The organism is Nonomuraea jabiensis, from assembly GCF_014204795.1.
Classification (GTDB): Bacteria; Actinomycetota; Actinomycetes; order Streptosporangiales; family Streptosporangiaceae; genus Nonomuraea; species Nonomuraea jabiensis.
On the sequence record NZ_JACHMB010000001.1, the window covers coordinates 11,701,564 to 11,718,964 of the forward strand.

14 protein-coding genes are annotated in these 17,401 nt (G+C 70.5%); 4 read left to right on the forward strand and 10 right to left on the reverse strand.

Annotation, left to right across the window (positions count from 1 at the left end; all coding sequences use genetic code 11):
- Nucleotide 1: 1 nt before the first annotated feature.
- The 5 genes from alaS to HD596_RS53470 all read right to left on the reverse strand — a co-directional run bounded on the left by alaS (nucleotide 2) and on the right by HD596_RS53470 (nucleotide 6,053).
- Complete coding sequence (alaS, locus tag HD596_RS53450; RefSeq protein ID WP_185077093.1) at nucleotides 2–2,674, reverse strand: alanine--tRNA ligase; 2,673 nt, start codon at nucleotides 2,672–2,674, stop codon at nucleotides 2–4.
- A 17-nt stretch (nucleotides 2,675–2,691) separates the two neighbouring features.
- Nucleotides 2,692–2,922: a hypothetical protein gene (locus tag HD596_RS53455; protein WP_185077094.1), complete on the reverse strand. Its 231-nt coding sequence runs from the start codon at nucleotides 2,920–2,922 to the stop codon at nucleotides 2,692–2,694.
- The gene (locus tag HD596_RS53460; RefSeq protein ID WP_185077095.1) at nucleotides 2,919–3,311 is read right to left on the reverse strand and encodes a DUF948 domain-containing protein; all 393 of its coding nucleotides are present in this window, start codon (nucleotides 3,309–3,311) and stop codon (nucleotides 2,919–2,921) included. Before HD596_RS53460 ends, HD596_RS53455 begins: the two co-directional genes overlap by 4 nt.
- Nucleotides 3,312–4,246: 935 nt before the next feature.
- Nucleotides 4,247–5,488, reverse strand: coding sequence for a replication-associated recombination protein A (locus HD596_RS53465; RefSeq protein WP_246558403.1), 1,242 nt, complete (start codon nucleotides 5,486–5,488; stop codon nucleotides 4,247–4,249).
- 82 nt (nucleotides 5,489–5,570) lie between these two features.
- Nucleotides 5,571–6,053 (reverse strand): DUF2231 domain-containing protein, encoded by a 483-nt coding sequence (locus HD596_RS53470; protein WP_185077097.1) that lies wholly within the window; start codon nucleotides 6,051–6,053, stop codon nucleotides 5,571–5,573.
- 169 nt (nucleotides 6,054–6,222) lie between these two features.
- Here HD596_RS53470 and HD596_RS53475 point away from each other — a divergent pair, with 169 nt between their 5' ends.
- Nucleotides 6,223–7,125 carry a peptidylprolyl isomerase gene (locus HD596_RS53475; RefSeq protein WP_185077098.1) on the forward strand — a complete coding sequence of 301 codons (903 nt, stop codon included), beginning with the start codon at nucleotides 6,223–6,225 and terminating at the stop codon, nucleotides 7,123–7,125.
- Nucleotides 7,126–7,184: 59 nt separating this feature from the next.
- Here the strand turns inward: HD596_RS53475 and aspS are convergent, their stop codons facing one another.
- The 3 genes from aspS to HD596_RS53490 are packed head-to-tail and all read right to left on the reverse strand — an operon-like array spanning nucleotide 7,185 to nucleotide 10,869.
- The gene (aspS, locus tag HD596_RS53480) at nucleotides 7,185–8,936 is read right to left on the reverse strand and encodes an aspartate--tRNA ligase (RefSeq protein WP_185077099.1); all 1,752 of its coding nucleotides are present in this window, start codon (nucleotides 8,934–8,936) and stop codon (nucleotides 7,185–7,187) included.
- A complete protein-coding gene (hisS, locus tag HD596_RS53485; protein WP_185077100.1) occupies nucleotides 8,933–10,189 on the reverse strand; it encodes a histidine--tRNA ligase in 1,257 nt (418 codons plus the stop codon). The genes aspS and hisS overlap by 4 nt, the downstream gene beginning before the upstream one ends.
- Nucleotides 10,189–10,869: an MBL fold metallo-hydrolase gene (locus HD596_RS53490; RefSeq protein ID WP_185077101.1), complete on the reverse strand. Its 681-nt coding sequence runs from the start codon at nucleotides 10,867–10,869 to the stop codon at nucleotides 10,189–10,191. Before HD596_RS53490 ends, hisS begins: the two co-directional genes overlap by 1 nt.
- 138 nt (nucleotides 10,870–11,007) lie before the next feature.
- Here HD596_RS53490 and HD596_RS53495 point away from each other — a divergent pair, with 138 nt between their 5' ends.
- The 3 genes from HD596_RS53495 (at nucleotide 11,008) to HD596_RS63210 (ending at nucleotide 14,394) form a co-directional block, all read left to right on the forward strand.
- Nucleotides 11,008–11,883: a peptidylprolyl isomerase gene (locus tag HD596_RS53495; protein ID WP_313046972.1), complete on the forward strand. Its 876-nt coding sequence runs from the start codon at nucleotides 11,008–11,010 to the stop codon at nucleotides 11,881–11,883.
- A gap of 62 nt (nucleotides 11,884–11,945) precedes the next feature.
- The gene (locus tag HD596_RS53500) at nucleotides 11,946–13,175 is read left to right on the forward strand and encodes a DUF349 domain-containing protein (protein WP_185077103.1); all 1,230 of its coding nucleotides are present in this window, start codon (nucleotides 11,946–11,948) and stop codon (nucleotides 13,173–13,175) included.
- Between the two features lie 127 nt (nucleotides 13,176–13,302).
- A complete protein-coding gene (locus tag HD596_RS63210; RefSeq protein ID WP_246555468.1) occupies nucleotides 13,303–14,394 on the forward strand; it encodes a cupin domain-containing protein in 1,092 nt (363 codons plus the stop codon).
- 32 nt (nucleotides 14,395–14,426) lie between these two features.
- On the opposite strand, the gene HD596_RS53510 is transcribed toward HD596_RS63210, so the two are convergent.
- Nucleotides 14,427–16,616: a RelA/SpoT family protein gene (locus HD596_RS53510; RefSeq protein ID WP_185077104.1), complete on the reverse strand. Its 2,190-nt coding sequence runs from the start codon at nucleotides 16,614–16,616 to the stop codon at nucleotides 14,427–14,429.
- Between the two features lie 187 nt (nucleotides 16,617–16,803).
- On the reverse strand, nucleotides 16,804–17,322 hold the full coding sequence (locus HD596_RS53515; RefSeq protein ID WP_185077105.1) for an adenine phosphoribosyltransferase: 519 nt from the start codon (nucleotides 17,320–17,322) through the stop codon (nucleotides 16,804–16,806).
- Between the last annotated feature and the right edge of the window lie 79 nt (nucleotides 17,323–17,401).

Here is a 17,401-nt window from a genome sequence, read left to right on the forward strand (position 1 = left end):
ATCAGCCGAGCTGATCCGCGACAGCCTGCTCGACCAGCCGCAGCGCGTCGCCGATCGCCTCCGGCCGTGTGCCGCCGCCCTGCGCGACGTCGTCCTTGCCGCCACCGCCACCCCCAAGAGCCTTGGCGGCGACGCCGACCAGCTGCCCGGCCTTGAGCCCGCGCTCGCGTCCCGCCTCGTTGACCGCGGCAACCACCACAGGTCGGTCGGAGGGGACGCCAGCGATCATGATGACCGCCGGCCGGTCCGCCGGGAACCTGCCACGCACATCCAGCGCGAGCTTACGCAGATCATCCGCACCGGTGCCATCAGGCGCGCGGTGTGTCACAACGGAGACTCCACGCAGGTCGCCCGCCTTGGCGGCAAGATCACCGGCCACCTGGAGCACCTGGGCGGAGCGGATCTTCTCCAGCTCCTTCTCCGCCGTGCGCAGCCGGGTGACGATGCCGTCGATGCGCTCGGGCAGCTCCTCGCGGCGCGCCTTGAGCTGCTCGGTGAGCTGTGCGACCAGCACGCTCTCGCGGGCCAGGAAGCGGAAGGCGTCGATGCCGACGAGCGCCTCGACGCGGCGCACGCCCGCGCCGACCGACTGCTCGCCCAGCACCTTGACCAGGCCGAGCTGGCCCGAGCTGTGCACGTGGGTGCCACCGCACAGCTCGCGCGAGTAGTCGCCGATCTCGACGACGCGGACCTCGTCACCGTACTTCTCGCCGAACATCGCCAGCGCGCCCATCGCCCTGGCCTCCGCCTGCGAGGTGTAGAAGGCGTTGACCTTGAGGTCGTTGATGAGCACGGCGTTGACCTCGTCCTCGACGTCACGCAGCACGCTGGCCGGGACCGCGCCCGCCGCGGTGAAGTCGAAGCGGAAGCGGCCGGGCGAGTTTTCCGAGCCGGCCTGGGCCGCCGTCTCGCCGAGCGCGTTCTTGAAGCCGCGGTGGACGAGGTGGGTGGCGCTGTGGCTGCGCGAGATCGCGCGGCGGCGCTCGAGGTCGATCTCCGCCTGCGCGTCGTCGCCGACCTTGAGCTCGCCGCTGCGGATCTTGCCCCGGTGCACGACCAGGCCCGCGAGCGGCGACTGCACGTCGACGATCTCGACCTCGCCGCCGCTGGTGCGGATCACGCCCTGGTCGGCGAGCTGGCCGCCGCCCTCGGCGTAGAACGGGGTGCGCCCGAGCACGACCTCCACGGTCGCGCCCGCACCGGCCGCCGGAACGGGCACGCCGTCGACGAGGATGCCGACCACGCTCGTGTCGGCCTCGGTCTGGTCGTAGCCGAGGAACTCGACCTTGCCCGCCTTCTCCAGCAGCTGCCCGAAGACGGAGATGTCGGCGTTGCCGGTCTTCTTCGCCGCGGCATCGGCCTTGGCCCGCTCCCGCTGCTCCTTCATGAGCCGGCGGAAGCCCTCCTCGTCGACCTTGAGCCCGTGCTCGGACGCCATCTCCAGCGTCAGGTCGATGGGGAAGCCGTAGGTGTCGTGGAGCTGGAACGCCTGGTCGCCGGAGAGCGTGGTGCCGGACTTGCGCTTGGTCTCCTCGACGGCCACGTCGAAGATCGCGGTGCCGGTGCGCAGCGTGCCCAGGAACGACGCCTCCTCGGCGTCGATGACCGCGTGGATCTGCGGCGCGTCGGCCTTGAGCTGGTCGTACTGCTCGCCCATGACGTTGATCGCGACGTCGGTCAGCTCGTGCATGTAGCGGTCGTCGCCGGAGCCGAGCAGGCGCAGGTTGCGTACGCTCCTGCGCAGGATGCGGCGCAGCACGTAGCCCCGGCCCTCGTTGCTGGGCAGCACGCCGTCGGCCACCAGCATGGTGCCGGTGCGGACGTGGTCGGCGATCACGCGCAGGCTCACGTCGGCCCGCGGGTCGCGCCCGTAGCGGGTCTTGGTGAGCTCGGCCGCCTTGTCGAGGATCTTGTACGTGGTGTCGATCTCGTAGATGTTGTCGACGCCCTGCAGGATCGCCGCCATGCGCTCGAGGCCCATGCCGGTGTCGATGTTCTTCGCCGGCAGCTCGCCCGCCACGTCGAAGTCGACCTTGGTGCGGACCTGGCTGAGCTGGTACTGCATGAAGACGAGGTTCCACACCTCGAGGTAGCGGTCCTCGTCGGCGACGGGGCCGCCCTCCTTGCCGTATTCGGCGCCGCGGTCGTAGTAGATCTCCGAGCAGGGGCCGCCGGGGCCGGGCACGCCCATGTGCCAGTAGTTGTCCTCCAGGCCGCGCCGCTGGATGCGGTGCTCGGGCAGGCCGACGCGGTTGCGCCAGATGTCGAAGGCCTCGTCGTCGTCCTGGTAGACCGTCGCCCAGAGCTTGTCCTCGGGGAAGCCGAAGCCGCCGTCGGACTCGGAGCGGGTGAGCAGCTCCCACGCGAACGGGATCACTTCGGCCTTGAAGTAGTCACCGATGGAGAAGTTGCCCAGCATCTGGAAGAACGTGGCGTGCCGCGTGGTCTTGCCGACCTCGTCGATGTCGGGGGTGCGCACGCACTTCTGCGCGGTGGCCAGCCGGGACGCCGGAGGCTTGCGCTGCCCCAGGAAGTACGGCTTGAACGGCACCATACCGGCATTGACCAGGAGAAGCGTGGGGTCCTCAGCGATCAGGCTGGCCGAGGGCACTACCTTGTGCCCACGCTCCTCGAAGAAGCGCAGGAAGCGGCGGGCGATCTCTGCCGACTCCATGTTGGCCATCCTTTGCGTTAGTTGTTGTCTTCAGCGTTGCCGAGCCCGAAGCGAGCCCGCAACTCGGTTTCGCGCTCCGCGGCCTCGCCGAGCGCGTCGGAAGTAAAGTCTCTCACCTGCCGGAGCATCCCCGCGGCGCTGTTGGCCGTCCTGCGGGCGACGTGGTCGGGGTGGAGCGCCTGCAGCCTGCGCATCACCCAGAAGGTGAGGAACGCGCCCAGCGACAGGTAGAACAGCCGCCTGATCATCGCGCCTGCCTCTGCTGCGTCCTCGCGACGGCCTTGCGGGGCCGGCGGGCCTCGATGGCTCGGCGGACGCCGTACGCGAGCGAGGACACCTTGATCAGCGGGCCGGTGAAGATGGTCTGCGTCACCGCGCTGAGCTTGGCCGCGTGGTCGCTGACCTGCTTGACGTCCTTGGTGATGGCCTCGACGGCGATCAGCTGCCTGTTGGTCTCGTTGACCGTGACGCTCATGTCGTCGAGCAGCGGCGTCAGGCGGTCGTTCAGGTCGGAGACCGCCTTGGTGGCCTCGGTGAGCAGCCTGGCCAGCTTGACGAGCACCATGGCGAGCACGCAGACCAGGACTATCCAGCCCGTGGCCGCGATCAGGCCGGCGACCTCTCCAGCGGTAAGCATGCGCTCATCTCCCTCGTACGCTGGGCTGGAACGGCAAGACCTTATCGCGTTCGAGTGACAACCTTGGTGAGGACGCCGACCTTGATCGTGCTGCCGCGTCGGCGTCCGGCGCTTCCATGACCGCCCGCGTGCCGCCCCGATCCCGTGCGCCACCAGCCGTCCCCGGCCCGGGCCGTCTCCCAACGCCCGCGCCCCCCAAACCTACGCCATCCCCCGCCCTGCCCTAACGCCCCTCCCCACCCCAGCACGTCCAGAGCCACCCCGGCCACGGGCCCCGACCCACCGACCGCACGAGTTGCCCCTGCCACCGCACCGCACGAGTTACGCCGCCCGCCACCACACCACGACCCGCCGACCCGGCGCCGGGAAGGCGACGTGCCGACCTCAGCGGCCCATGCCCCTCCCCACCGACGCCGCCTCCCCGCCGCGCACGTTGCGCCGAGCACCGCCGCACCACCGCCCGCCGACCCGGCGCCCGGAAGGGCTCAAGCCGGGTCTCGCAGACGCCAACCCGCCACACGCGCCATCACCCCACCGACCGCATTGCGCCGAGCACCGCCGCACCTCGACCCGCCGACCCGGCGCCGGAAGGCGAGCGCGCCGACGTCAGCGATCCCCGCCCCTCCCACCGGCGCCACCACCCGCCGCGCACGTTGCGCCGAACACCACCGCACCACGACCCGCCGACCCGGCGCCGGGAAGGCGACGTGCCGACCTCAGCGGCCCACGCCCCTCCCCACCGACGCCACCACCCCGCCGCGCGCATCGCGGCGAGCATCACCGCACCACGACCCGCCGAGCCACGACCCGCCGGCCCGGCGCCGGAAGACCTCAAGCCGCGCCCCTACGTCACCACCCGCCGCGCGCGTTGCGCCGGGACGCCACCGTAACCACAACCTGCCGGCCCCGGTGCGGCGGCGGGTGCGGGGGTGGGGTCAGGAGCCGCGGAGGAAGGCGCGGATCTTGGCCCAGCGGTCCGCGATCGGGGCCTCGGCGCCGTGGCGGGTCGGCTCGTAGTAGCGGCGCTCCCGCACCTGCTCAGGCGCGTACTCCTGCCGCACCAGCCCATGGTCGAAGTCGTGCGGGTACTTGTAGCCGTCCCCGTGCCCCAGCTTGGCCGCCCCGGCGTAGTGGGCGTCGCGGAGGTGGCCGGGGACCTGGCCGATGAGGCCGCGGCGGACGTCGCCGATGGCGGCCCCGATGGCCTTGACCACGGCGTTGGACTTGGGGGCCGTCGCGCAGTGGATGACCGCGTGCGCCAGGTTGATCTGCCCCTCCGGCAGCCCGATGAGCTGCACCGCCTGGGCCGCGGCCACCGCGGTCTGCAGGCAGGTCGGGTCGGCCATGCCGACGTCCTCGGAGGCGAAGATGACGATGCGGCGGGCGATGAAGCGGGGGTCCTCGCCGGCCTCGATCATGCGGGCCAGGTAGTGGAGGGCCGCGTCGGCGTCGGAGCCGCGCATCGACTTGATGAACGCGCTGATCACGTCGTAGTGCTGGTCGCCCTGCCGGTCATAGCGTACGGCCGCCTTGTCGACGGCCTTCTCCACCACCTCGATGGTGATGTCGTCGGCCAGCAGCGCGGCCGCCTCCAGGTACGTCAGCGACCTGCGCGCGTCGCCGCCCGCCAGGCGTACGAGATGCTCCAGCGCCTGGGGCGCGAGCGTGGCGCGCCCGCCGAGGCCGCGCGGGTCGGAGACGGCCCGCTCCAGCACGGCGCGGATGTCGTCCTCGGACAGGGACTCCAGGGTGAGCAGCAGCGAGCGCGACAGCAGCGGTGAGATGACCGAGAAGAACGGGTTTTCGGTGGTCGCGCCGATGAAGGTGACCCAGCGGTTCTCCACGGCGGGCAGCAGCGCGTCCTGCTGGGCCTTGTTGAAGCGGTGGACCTCGTCCACGAACAGCACCGTCTGCCGTCCGCTCATGCCGAGCTCGCGCCGCGCGTTGTCGATGGCGGCGCGTACGTCCTTGACGCCCGCCGACACGGCGGAGACCTCGACGAAGCGGCGTTTGGTGACGTTGGAGACGACGTAGGCGAGCGTGGTCTTGCCGGTGCCGGGCGGCCCCCACAGGAACAGCGACATGGGAGCCTCGCTCTCGACCAGGCGCCGCAGCGGGGTGCCCGGGCCGAGCAGGTGCCGCTGACCGATCACCTCGTCGAGCGTGCGCGGTCGCATCCGCACCGCGAGGGGCTGCGGGGTGGCCTCTTCGGCCGCGGAATCGAACAGGCTATCCACATCATGAGATTACACGCGCGGACTACGCTCCCCAGACCGCTCGCGCGCCCGAGTCCCCTGCGCGGAAGACGTAGTAGCCCGCCACCGCGGCCAGCACCAGCGTCAGCGCCGACAGGGTCAGCGACACGGCCCGGCCGAACCGGTCGCGGCCGACGGAGTCGCGCGCCGGGCTGGTGGCGTACGCGAGCAGCAGCGCGGCCACGGCCAGCCCCAGCACCGACAGCAGCAGCGGGTTGGCGAAGCTCTGGTGCGCGGTGATGCGGGACCCGAGCTCGCCGTCCGCCGTGGCGAAGCGGGCCGCCTTGAGGCTCTCACCGCTCTCCTTGGCCGCGAAGACCGCCACGGGAGAGGCCAGGGAGAGCAGCACCAGCGCCCACGCCACGTACGTACGCCAGCGCGGGACGATCGCATAGACGGCCGCCGTGGCCACCAGCAGCGGGGTCAGCACGACGGCGAAGTGAATGATCAGTGGATGCGCCGGCAGGCCGAGGATCTGGTCGAACATGAGGTGCTCCTTAGTTCTCATTTCAACTACGAATCTCAGCACCATATGGTTCGCGACCTCACATGTCGCCCTCTGCTGCTTTCGCCACTTACGTCCGGCACATATCGAAGGCCGGTAGCATGCGCGGAGTTGTTTGGTCATGCACGGGCAAAGATGAGAGGACATAGCGGTGAGCGGCGACGACCGCCAGAACGAGGAAGACCGCCAGAGCGAGCTGGCGCGGGAGCACAAGGAACGGCAGGCGAAGCGTGCCGCCGCCCAGAACGTCAAGTCACGGCGGAACACCTTCATCGGCGCGGGCGTGGCCGTCGTCGTAGTCGCGGGCGGCATCTTCGCCGCGACCACCCTGGTCAACAGGGAACCCAGCAAGGTCTCGGCGGAGAGCACCCCTTCGGCCTCCGCCTCCACCTCCGCCTCCACGGCGCCGTCGGCCACGCCGACGGCCAGGACCGGCCCGGTCACCTGCACTTACAAGCGGGAGACGGGGGTGCCGAACAAGTTCGTCGGCCTGCCGGGCAAGAAGCCCAACATGAAGCTGAAGAAGATGACGATCGTCACCAACCGCGGCAACGTCGTCATCGATCTGATGACCGACGCCGCGCCGTGCTCGGTCAACTCGCTCAGCTTCCTGGCGAAGAAGAAGTTCTACAACAACATGAAGTGCCACCGCCTGGTCACGCCCGACGTGTCCGGCGTGCACCTGCTGCAGTGCGGCGACCCGCTGGCCAAGGCCGACGGCAAGAACCCGACCGACGGCCAGGGCACCGCGGGGTACGTCTACGGCGACGAGAACACCGACATCGCCCTGTCGAAGGGCGTGGTGTTCATGACCCAGCCGGGTGAGGCGATGGGCCAGAACAACAGCCAGTTCGCCATCTCGCTGTCGGACGAGAACAGCCAGATCGGCTCGGGCTACAACGTGATCGGCGTGGTCAGCGAGGGCATGGACATGCTGCTGGGGCTGGCCACCAGCGGCAAGGACCTGATCGTCAACGAGGCCGACATCACCGGCGACGGCGGCACCACGGCGCCGAAGAACCCGGTGATCATCAAGACCATCTCCTTCAAGTAGGGGGACAGCGAGAAAACGGCGGGCACCGGCTCCGGTGCCCGCCGTTCTCACATGCCCGGCTAGACCTCGGCCTTGGGCTTGGCGTCGACGCCCGCCTCCTTGCGCTGCTCGGCCGTGATCGGCGTGGGCGCGCCCGTGAGCGGGTCGAAGCCGGAGGCCGTCTTCGGGAACGCGATCACGTCACGGATCGAGTCGCCCCCGGACAGCAGCATGCAGATGCGGTCCCAGCCGTAGGCGATGCCGCCGTGCGGCGGGGGCCCGTACTTGAACGCCTCCAGCAGGAAGCCGAACTTGCTCTCCGCCTCCTCCTTGGAGATGCCCAGCACGTCGAAGACGCGCTGCTGCATCTCGGCCCGGTGGATACGGATCGAGCCGCCGCCGATCTCCATGCCGTTGCAGACCATGTCGTACGCGTAGGCCAGCGCCTCGCCCGGGTGGTCCTGGAAGTTGTCGGCCCACTCCGGCTTCGGCCCGGTGAACGGGTGGTGCACGGCGGTCCAGCCGGTCTCGCGGCCCACCTCGTCGTACACGGGCTCGAACATGGGGGCGTCGACGACCCACAGGAACGCCCACGCCGACTCGTCGATCAGGCCGCAGCGGCGGCCGATCTCCAGGCGGGCCGCGCCGAGCAGGTCGCGCGAGGCGTGCTTCGGGCCGGCCGCGAAGAAGATCGCGTCGCCCGGCTCGGCGCCGACCTTGGCCGCGAGCCCGGAGAGCTCCTCCTCGGTGAGGTTCTTGGCGACCGGGCCGCCCAGCGTGCCGTCCTCCTGGACGAGCACGTAGGCCAGGCCCTTGGCGCCGCGGCTGCGCGCCCACTCCTGCCAGCCGTCGAGCTCCTTGCGCGTCTGCGAGGCGCCGCCCGGCATGACCACGGCGCCGACGTACTCGGCCTGGAAGACGCGGAAGGGCGTGCCGGCGAAGTAGCCGGTCATCTCGACCAGCTCCTGGCCGAAGCGCAGGTCCGGCTTGTCGGAGCCGTAACGGGCCATCGCGTCGGCGTACGTCATGCGCGGCAGCGGCGTCGGCAGCTCGTAGCCGGCGATCTCCTTCCACAGCCGGCCGATCAGCTTCTCGCCGACCTCGATGACGTCCTCCTGGTCCACGAAGGACATCTCGACGTCGATCTGCGTGAACTCCGGCTGCCGGTCGGCCCGCAGGTCCTCGTCGCGGTAGCACTTGGCGAGCTGGTAGTAGCGCTCGAGGCCGGCGACCTGGAGGAGCTGCTTGAACAGCTGGGGCGACTGGGGCAGGGCGTACCAGTTGCCGGGCTGCAGGCGCACCGGGACCAGGAAGTCGCGCGCGCCCTCGGGCGTGGAGCGGGTCAGGGTCGGCGTCTCGACGTAGACGAAGCCCAGCTCGTGCATCACCTCGTTGGCCAGGTAGGTGGCCTTGGAGCGGGTGCGCATGGCGTTGGCGACCTGCTGGCGGCGGATGTCGAGGTAGCGGTACTTGAGCCGGGCCTCCTCCGAGACCCCCACGTTGCCCTCGATCGGGAAGGGCAGCGGCGCGGACTCGCTCAGCACCTCGACCTGCTCGGCCACGACCTCGATCGCGCCGGTGGGCAGGTCGGGGTTCTCGTTGCCCTCGGGGCGGACCCTGACCTGGCCGACGACCTTCACGCAGTATTCGGCGCGCAGGTCGTGGGCGTGGTCCTCCTCGCGGAAGACCACCTGCGCCGAGCCGGAGGCGTCGCGCAGGTCGATGAAGACCACGCCGCCGTGGTCACGGCGGCGGGCCACCCATCCTGCGAGCGTCACCTGCTGCCCGGCGTGCTCCTCGCGGAGCGACCCGGCCTTGTGCGTGCGGATCACTGCAGTTTCCCTTTCAAAACGTCGACGACCTCGGCCAAGGGCACCTCGGTCTGCTCAGCGGTGGTCAGGTCCTTCACTTGCACGGCCTCGGCCGCCAGGTCACGCTCGCCCAGGATCAGCGCGAACCGGGCGCCGGAACGGTCGGCCCCCTTCATCGCGCCCTTGAGCCCCTTGCCGCCGAAGGACATGTCGGCGGCGACACCGGCCGCGCGCAGCCCGCTCACGAGCTTGAACATGGCCCGCGCCGCCTCGTCGCCCAGCGCCACACCGTACACCTCGCAGCGGGCCGGGGTGTCGAGCACGACGCCCTCCCGCTCCAAGGCGATGACGGTGCGGTCGAGCCCGAGACCGAAGCCGATGCCGGGCAGCGCCGGCCCGCCGATGGCCTCGGAGAGGCCGTCGTAGCGGCCGCCGCCGCCGATGCCGGACTGCGCGCCCAGCAGCGGGTGGTCGAACTCGAAGGTGGTGCGGGTGTAGTAGTCGAGCCCGCGCACCAGCCTGGGCGCGTCCTCCCACGGGATGTCCAGGTCGGCCAGGAGCTGCTTGACCCGGTCGTGGTAGGCCTTGCAGTCGGCGCAGAGGTGGTCGCCGATGAGCGGCGCGCCCTCCAGCTGGGCGCGCACCTCCGGGCGCTTGTCGTCGAGCACGCGCAACGGATTGATCTCGATGCGGGCCCTGGTGGCCTCGTCGAGGTCGAGCGCGCGCAGGAACTCCTGCAGCCGGGCCCGGTAGATCGGCCGGCACTCCTTGCAGCCGAGCGAGTTGAGCAGCAGCCGCACCTGGGTGAGGCCGAGCGCGGTGTACCACTGCCAGGCCAGCGCGATCGTCTCGGCGTCGACGGCCGGGTCCTCGCTGCCGATGGCCTCCAGGTCGAGCTGGTAGAACTGGCGGTAGCGGCCCTCCTGGGGCGCCTCCGCGCGGAACACCGGGCCGTCGGTCCAGACCTTCACCGGGAGCTGGCCGCGGTGCAGCCCGTACTCCAGGACCGCGCGCAGCACGCCGGCGGTGAACTCCGGGCGCAGCGTCAGCGACCGGCCGCCGCGGTCGGTGAAGGTGTACATCTCCTTGCTCACGACGTCGGTGGACTCGCCGACGCCACGCGCGAACAGCTGGGTGTCCTCGAAGACCGCGGTCTCCAGGTACGAGTATCCGGCCCGCCTGGCCGTCTCGGCGAAAACTCCGCGAATCGCGTAAAACGTCGAGGCCTGCGGTGGAACGTACTCTTTGACACCTTTAGGTGCTTGGAAGCTCATTAGATCCCTCGTGTGGGACCGGACTGCGGCGCCGCTTCCTTCACGTACGGGTTGGTAGCGCGCTCGCGGCCGATCGTCGTCTGTGGTCCGTGGCCCGGCAGAACGACCGTATCGTCAGGCAGCGTCAGGCACTTGGCAGCCAGGCTGCGCAAAATGGTCGCGTAGTCACCGCCGGGCAGGTCGGTGCGGCCGATGGAGCCGGCGAACAGCAGGTCGCCCGAGAACATGACCTGGTCATCGGGCAGCCGGAAGCTCACCGACCCCCTGGTATGGCCGGGCGTGTGGTCGACCACGAGCTCGAGGCCCGCCAGCTCCAGCACGGCCCCGTCGGACAGCTCGCGCACGTCGTCGGGCTCGCTCAGCGTCAGCCCGCCGAACAGCGAGGCGCTCGTGCCCGACCAGCCGGCGGCCGGGTCGCTCAGCAGGTGGCGGTCGTCGGGGTGGATCCACGCGGGGACGTCACGCGCGCCGCAGACCGGGGCGACCGACCAGACGTGGTCGAGGTGGCCGTGGGTGAGCAGGACGGCGACCGGCTTGAGCCGGTGCTCGCGCAGCAGCTCGTCGACGCCCTCGGTCGCGTCCTGACCTGGATCGACGATCACGCATTCCTCGCCGGCCGCGGGCGCGACAACGTAACAATTGGTCTGGAAGGCCCCTGCGGGGAAGCCGGCGATGAGCATCTGCCTCAGGTGATCTCGTCGAAAAGCCAATGGGAATGTAACCGAAGGGTACCGGTGCGGGTCGCCGGGCTGCGAATCATTACCCGTTGGCCGATACGATTCGCCCACCTCAGTTGATTGACTATGGGAGGCAAAGCGGTGGCCACGGGGAAGGACCGGCAGAGGCAGCTCGCTCGTGAGCACTACGAGCGGCAGATGCAGCGCCGGGTCGAACGCGAGCAGAAGGCCAAGCGCACGGCGATCATCGGCTCCTCGGTGGGCGTCGTGATCGTGATCGGCGGCATCGTCGCCGCCGTCGCGCTGCTCGGCGGCAACGGCGCAGGGACCGACGCGGCCTCCTCGCCCTCGGCGTCCGCGGCCGACACCGCCGCGCCCTCGGCCTCGGCCGCGGCGGGGCCCAAGCCGTACGACGCGGCGACGGGCACGTGCGACTACGTCAAGGACGCGGGCGGCGGGCAGGTCAAGGACGTCGGCATGCCGCCGGCCAAGGTGAAGACCACGCCGGCGACCAAGACGATGACGATCAAGACCAACCAGGGTGACATCGTCGTCGAGCTGAACAACGCCAAGGCGCCCTGCACGACCAACTCGCTGGAGTTCCTGGCGAAGAAGAAGTACTACGACGGCAGCAAGTGCCACCGGCTCGGCAGCGACAAGTTCCCGATGCTGCAGTGCGGCGACCCGACGGCCAAGGCCGACGGCAAGAGCCAGGACGGCACCGGCGGCCCCGGCTACGTCATGGCCGAGGAGAACCTCCAGGGCGCCCAGTACAAGCGCGGCGTGATGGCCATGGCCAAAACGCAGGCGCCGGGCAGCACCGGAAGCCAGTTCTTCCTCGTTTTCGGAGACATCGGGCTCACCCCGGATTACACGCCGGTGGGTACGATCACCAAGGGGCTCGACATCCTGGACAAGGTGAACAAAGCAGGCGTCATCGGGGACGCGGGCGACGGGACGGGGGCGCCGAAGGAAACCGTCGAAATCAAAGACGTGACAATCGCCAGCAAGGGCTGACGTAATACAAACTAGGGACGAAGTAGTCCCGAAGGGTCTGATGGAAAGTGCGGGAGGACACGGTGAGCACCGACCCGTGGGGCCGGGTAGACGACGACGGCACCGTCTACGTGCGTACGGCTGAGGGAGAGCGGGCCGTCGGCTCCTGGCAGGCCGGTGAACCCGAAGAGGCACTGGCCTACTTCCATCGCAAGTACGACGAGCTGGCCGGTCAGGTGCAGCTGCTGGAACAGCGCGTCAAGGGCACCGACCTGGCTCCTGCCCAGGCCGAGGCGAGCATCGTCAAGCTGCGTGAGGCCGTCGCCGACGCCCACGCCATCGGCGACCTCGACGCGCTGACGGCCCGGCTCGACGGCCTGACGGAGCTGGTCGCCCAGCGCCGCGAGGAGGTCAAGGCGGCCCGCGAGCACGCGCGCGCCGAGGCCAGGTCGGTCAAGGAGCGCATCGTCGCCGAGGCCGAGCGCATCGCGGACGAGACCACCCACTGGAAGTCGGGCGGCGAGCGGCTGCGCCAGCTCGTCGAGGAGTGGAAGGCCGCCGACCGCATCGACCGGGTCACCGAGGCCGCGCTGTGGAAGCGGCTCTCGGCGGCCCGTACGGCGTTCGCCAAGCGGCGCAAGGCGTACTTCGCGGGGCTCGACGAGCAGCGCGAGGGCGTTCGGGCGGCCAAGGAGCGCATCGTCGCCGAGGCCGAGGCGCTGGCCGACTCGACCGACTGGGGCCAGACCGCGGCGATCTACCGCGAGCTGATGCAGCAGTGGAAGAGCGCGGGCCGGGCCTCGCGCGAGGCCGAGGACGAGCTGTGGGCCCGCTTCAAGGGCGCGCAGGACCAGTTCTTCCAGGCCCGTTCCGCCGTCTTCGCCGAGCGCGACGCCTCGCTGGCCGCCAACGCCGAGGTCAAGGAGGAGCTGCTGGCCGAGGCCGAGAAGATCCTCCCGGTCACGGACGTACGCACGGCCCGCTCGGCGCTGCGGAGCATCCTGGAGCGCTGGGAGGCCGCCGGCCCGGTGCCGCGCGAGCAGCGCGACCGGCTCGAGGGCGGGCTGCGCAAGGTGGACGAGGCCGTACGCAGAGCCGAGGACGCCGAGTGGAAGCGGTCCAACCCGGAGGCCCGGGCCCGCGCGCAGAGCACGGTCGACCAGCTGCGCACTTCGATCGAGCAGCTGGAGAAGCGGCTGTCCAAGGCGCAGGCCGCCGGTCGCGCCAAGGACATCAAGGAGACCGAGGAGGCGCTGATCGCCCGGCGCTCGTGGCTGGAGGAGGCCGAGCGCACGCTCGCCGAGTTCAGCTGACCCCAGGGCAAAGGCCGGTGGAGGCTCCGTCGGGCCTCCACCGGGCCGCGCGACCGTGCGCGAGCGAGTGGCGGCGGTGCGTGAAATGGGGCGGCGGCGGAAGGGGCTGAGACCTAGGCTGGCGGGCATGGATCCCGTCAGCGCCGCACGTGCCCTCGTCGAGGAGATGTTCCCGGGGGCCCTGTACGCCTTCGTCGGCGGCAGCGCCCTCACCGAGCGCCGCACCAGCACCTCCGATCTCGACGTCGTCGTGGTGCTCGACGGCCTGCCCACCCCCTACCGCGAGTCGCTGCGGTGGCGTGAGTGGCCGGTGGAGCTGTTCGTGCACAGCGAGACGAGCCTGCGCGCCTACCTCGACAAGGACTTCGACCGGCGCCAGCCGAGCCTGGCCCGCATGTGCGCCGAGGGCGCGGTGCTCACCGACCGGACGAGCGGCCGGGCCAGTGACCTCCAGACGGCGCTGAGCGAGCGCCTGGCGGCCGGACCGGGCGGTCTGACCAGCTCACAGGCCGAACGGGCCAGATACGCCCTGTCGGACCTCCTGGACGACCTGTCGGGGGCCACGGACCCGGGCGAGCGGACGTTCATCCGGTGGCAGGTGGCGCAGGAGACCGCCAGGATGGCGCTCGGGCTGGGACGGAGGTGGCAGGGGAGCGGCAAGTGGCTGCTGCGCGAGCTGCGCGCCCACGACCCGGCGCTGGCGGAGGCGCTGCTCGGCGCCGTCGACGACTCGGCACGCCTGGCCGCCGTCGCCTCGGACGTCCTGGAACGCGCTGGAGGGCGCCTCTGGGAGGGTTACCGGGCCGAGGGTGACCCGTTCCACCAGCCGCTGCGTCACGTGCCCTCTGGGGAGCTCTCGGGCGAGACGGCTCAGAGCTCCGGCATGCGCCGGCTCGCGGCGATCAGCGGGGCCACCGCCGGGTCCGCCCGCCTCTGGATGGGCCAGACCCACGTCTCGCCCGCCACACGCTCCTCCGACCACCACCACGGGGCCTCGGAGACGGCCATCTACGTGGTCAGCGGCACGCCGTCGTTCGTGTTCCTGGAGGGCGGGCAGGAGGTGCGGCTGGACACCAAGCCCGGCGACTACGTCTTCGTGCCGCCGTACGTGCCGCACCGCGAGGAGAATCCGGACCCGTCGCAGGAGGCCGTGGTCGTCATCGCCCGCAGCACCCAGGAGGCCATCGTCGTCAACCTCCCCGACCTGCGCCCCCGCTGACCCACCGCCGGGGCCCGGCGCCCCGGAAGCGGTCAGTTGCCGGCGCCGCTGACGCGGTAGACGTCGAACACGCCCTGGATGCTGCGCACCGCCTTGAGCACGTGGCCCAGGTGCTTGGGATCGCCCATCTCGAAGGTGAACTTGCTGATCGCCACCCGGTCCCGGGACGTCGTGACCGACGCGCTCAGGATGTTGACGTGCTGGTCGGAGAGCGTACGCGTGACGTCGGACAGCAGGCGCGGCCGGTCCAGCGCCTCCACCTGGATCGCCACCAGGAACACGCTGTCGTCGCTGGGCGACCAGCTGACCTCGACCAGCCGGTCGGGCTGCTCCTTGAGCTGCTGCACGTTGGTGCAGTCGGCGCGGTGCACCGACACCCCGTGCCCCCGCGTGACGAACCCGACGATCTCGTCGCCGGGCACCGGGGTGCAGCACTTCGACAGGCGTACCCACACGTCGGCGTCGCCCGCCACGACCACCCCGGCGCCGCCGCCGCGCGGGCGGCCGCGCAGCCGGGTGGGCAGCGAGGTCTCGGCGATGTCCTCCTCGGCGCTGTCGACGCCGCCGATCGAGGCCACCAGCTTCTGCACGACGGCCTGCGCCGCGATGTGCCCCTCCCCCACGGCCGCGTAGAGCGCGGAGACGTCGGGGTAGCGCAGGTCGCGGGCGAGCGCCAGCAGCGCCTCGCCGGACATCAGCCGCTGTAGCGGCAGGCCCTGCTTGCGCATGGCCCGCCCGATGGCCTCCTTGCCCGCCTCGATCGCGGTCTCGCGGCGCTCCTTGGAGAACCACTGCCGGATCTTGTTGCGGGCGCGGCCCGACTTGACGAACTTGAGCCAGTCGCGCGACGGCCCGGCGTCCGGCGACTTGGAGGTGAAGATCTCGACCGTGTCGCCGTTGCCGAGCCGCGACTCCAGCGGCACCAGCCGCCCGTTGACCCGGGCGCCGATGCAGCGGTGGCCCACCTCGGTGTGCACCGCGTACGCGAAGTCGACCGGCGTGGCCCCCTCGGGCAGCGCGATGACCTGCCCCTTCGGGGTGAACACGTAGACCTCGGACACCGACAGGTCGAACCGCAGCGACTCCAGGAACTCGCCCGGGTCGGAGGTCTCCTTCTGCCAGTCGAGGAGCTGGCGCAGCCAGGCCATGTCGCTGCCCGGCTTGACCTTGCCGGTGGGGCCGGGGCTGCCGACCTCCTCCTTGTACTTCCAGTGCGCGGCCACGCCGTACTCGGCCCTGTGGTGCATCGCGTGGGTGCGGATCTGCAGCTCCACCGGCTTGCCCTCGGGACCGATCACCGTCGTGTGCAGCGACTGGTACATGTTGAACTTGGGCATCGCGATGTAGTCCTTGAACCGCCCCGGCACCGGGTTCCACCGGGCGTGGATGGTGCCCAGCGCGGCGTAGCAGTCGCGCACGCTGTCGACGAGGACGCGGATGCCCACCAGGTCGTAGATGTCGTCGAAGGCCACGTCGCGGGCGATCATCTTCTGGTAGACCGAGTAGTAGTGCTTCGGCCGGCCCTTGACGACGGCGCGGATCTTGGCCTCACGCAGGTCGCCGGAGACCTTCTCGATGACCTCCTGCAGGAACAGGTCGCGGCGCGGCGCCCGCTCCGACACCATGCGCGCGATCTCGTCGTAGCGCTTGGGGTAGAGCATGGCGAAGGCCAGGTCTTCCAGCTCCCACTTGATCGTGTTCATGCCCAGGCGGTGGGCCAGCGGGGCGAAGATCTCCAGCGTCTCGCGCGACTTCTGGTGGCGCTTGTGCTCGGGCAGGTAGCGCATGGTGCGCATGTTGTGGAGCCGGTCGGCGAGCTTGATGATCAGCACGCGGATGTCGCGCGACATCGCGACGACCATCTTGCGCACGGTCTCGGCCTGCGCGGCGTCGCCGAACTTCACCTTGTCCAGCTTGGTCACGCCGTCGACCAGGGACCCGATGGTGTCGCCGAAGTCGCCGCGCAGCTCGTCGAGGCTGTAGGCGGTGTCCTCCACCGTGTCGTGGAGCAGCGCGGCGCACAGGGTCTCGTCGTCGGTGCCGAGCTCGGCCAGGATCGTGGCCACGGCCAGCGGGTGGGTGATGTACGGGTCGCCGGACTTCCGCTTCTGGTCGCGGTGGTGGTAGGCGGCGACGTCGTACGCACGCTCGATCAGGCGCAGGTCGGCCTTGGGGTGGGTGGCGCGGACCGTGCGGAACAACGGCTCCAGCACCGGATTCATGGCCCCACCCCCAAACCGCCTTCGACGCACCGCTGGAACGCCGGACGCCTCGGCGTTGCCGGAGTCGGTTACGTCGGGCACGACCACATCACGGGGCACACAGACTCCTCACGCAATGGCTCCTCACGTTCGAGTCCAGATCCCCCAGTGTATCCAGGCGGCGAACCTGGGCCGTCGCGGGCCGGGCTCAGACGATCACGAGGGAGTGCAGGTCCACTCCCGTCAGCCGCTCACGTCCCTTGAGAAAGGCCAGTTCCATGAGCACGGCGATGCCGACGACCTCGGCGCCGGCCCTCTTCACCAGATCCACGGCCGCCCTCGCGGTGCCACCCGTGGCCAGCACGTCGTCGACCACGAGAACGCGGTCGCCGGGCGTGAAGGCGTCACGGTGGACCTCGATGGTCGCGGAGCCGTACTCCAGATCGTAGGACTCTTCGAGGGTTTCGGCGGGCAGTTTCCCCTTCTTCCGTACCGGTACGAAACCCGCCCCCGCCCGGTACGCCACCGGAGCCGCGAGGATGAACCCGCGCGCCTCGATGCCCACGATCTTGTCCACCTGGTGGAGCCCGGCCAGTTCGTCCACCACGGCCGCCATCGCGACGTGGTCGCCCAGCAGCGGGGTGATGTCCTTGAACATCACGCCCGGCTTGGGGTAGTCGGGCACGTCCCTGATCCTGTCCAGGATCAGGGTGCTCAGCTCGGTCATGACGTCTCCTCGCAAATCGTGCACCGGCGGTGTGCCGGGCTTCATGATGGTGCATCCGGCGCGCACGCAACGACGCCCC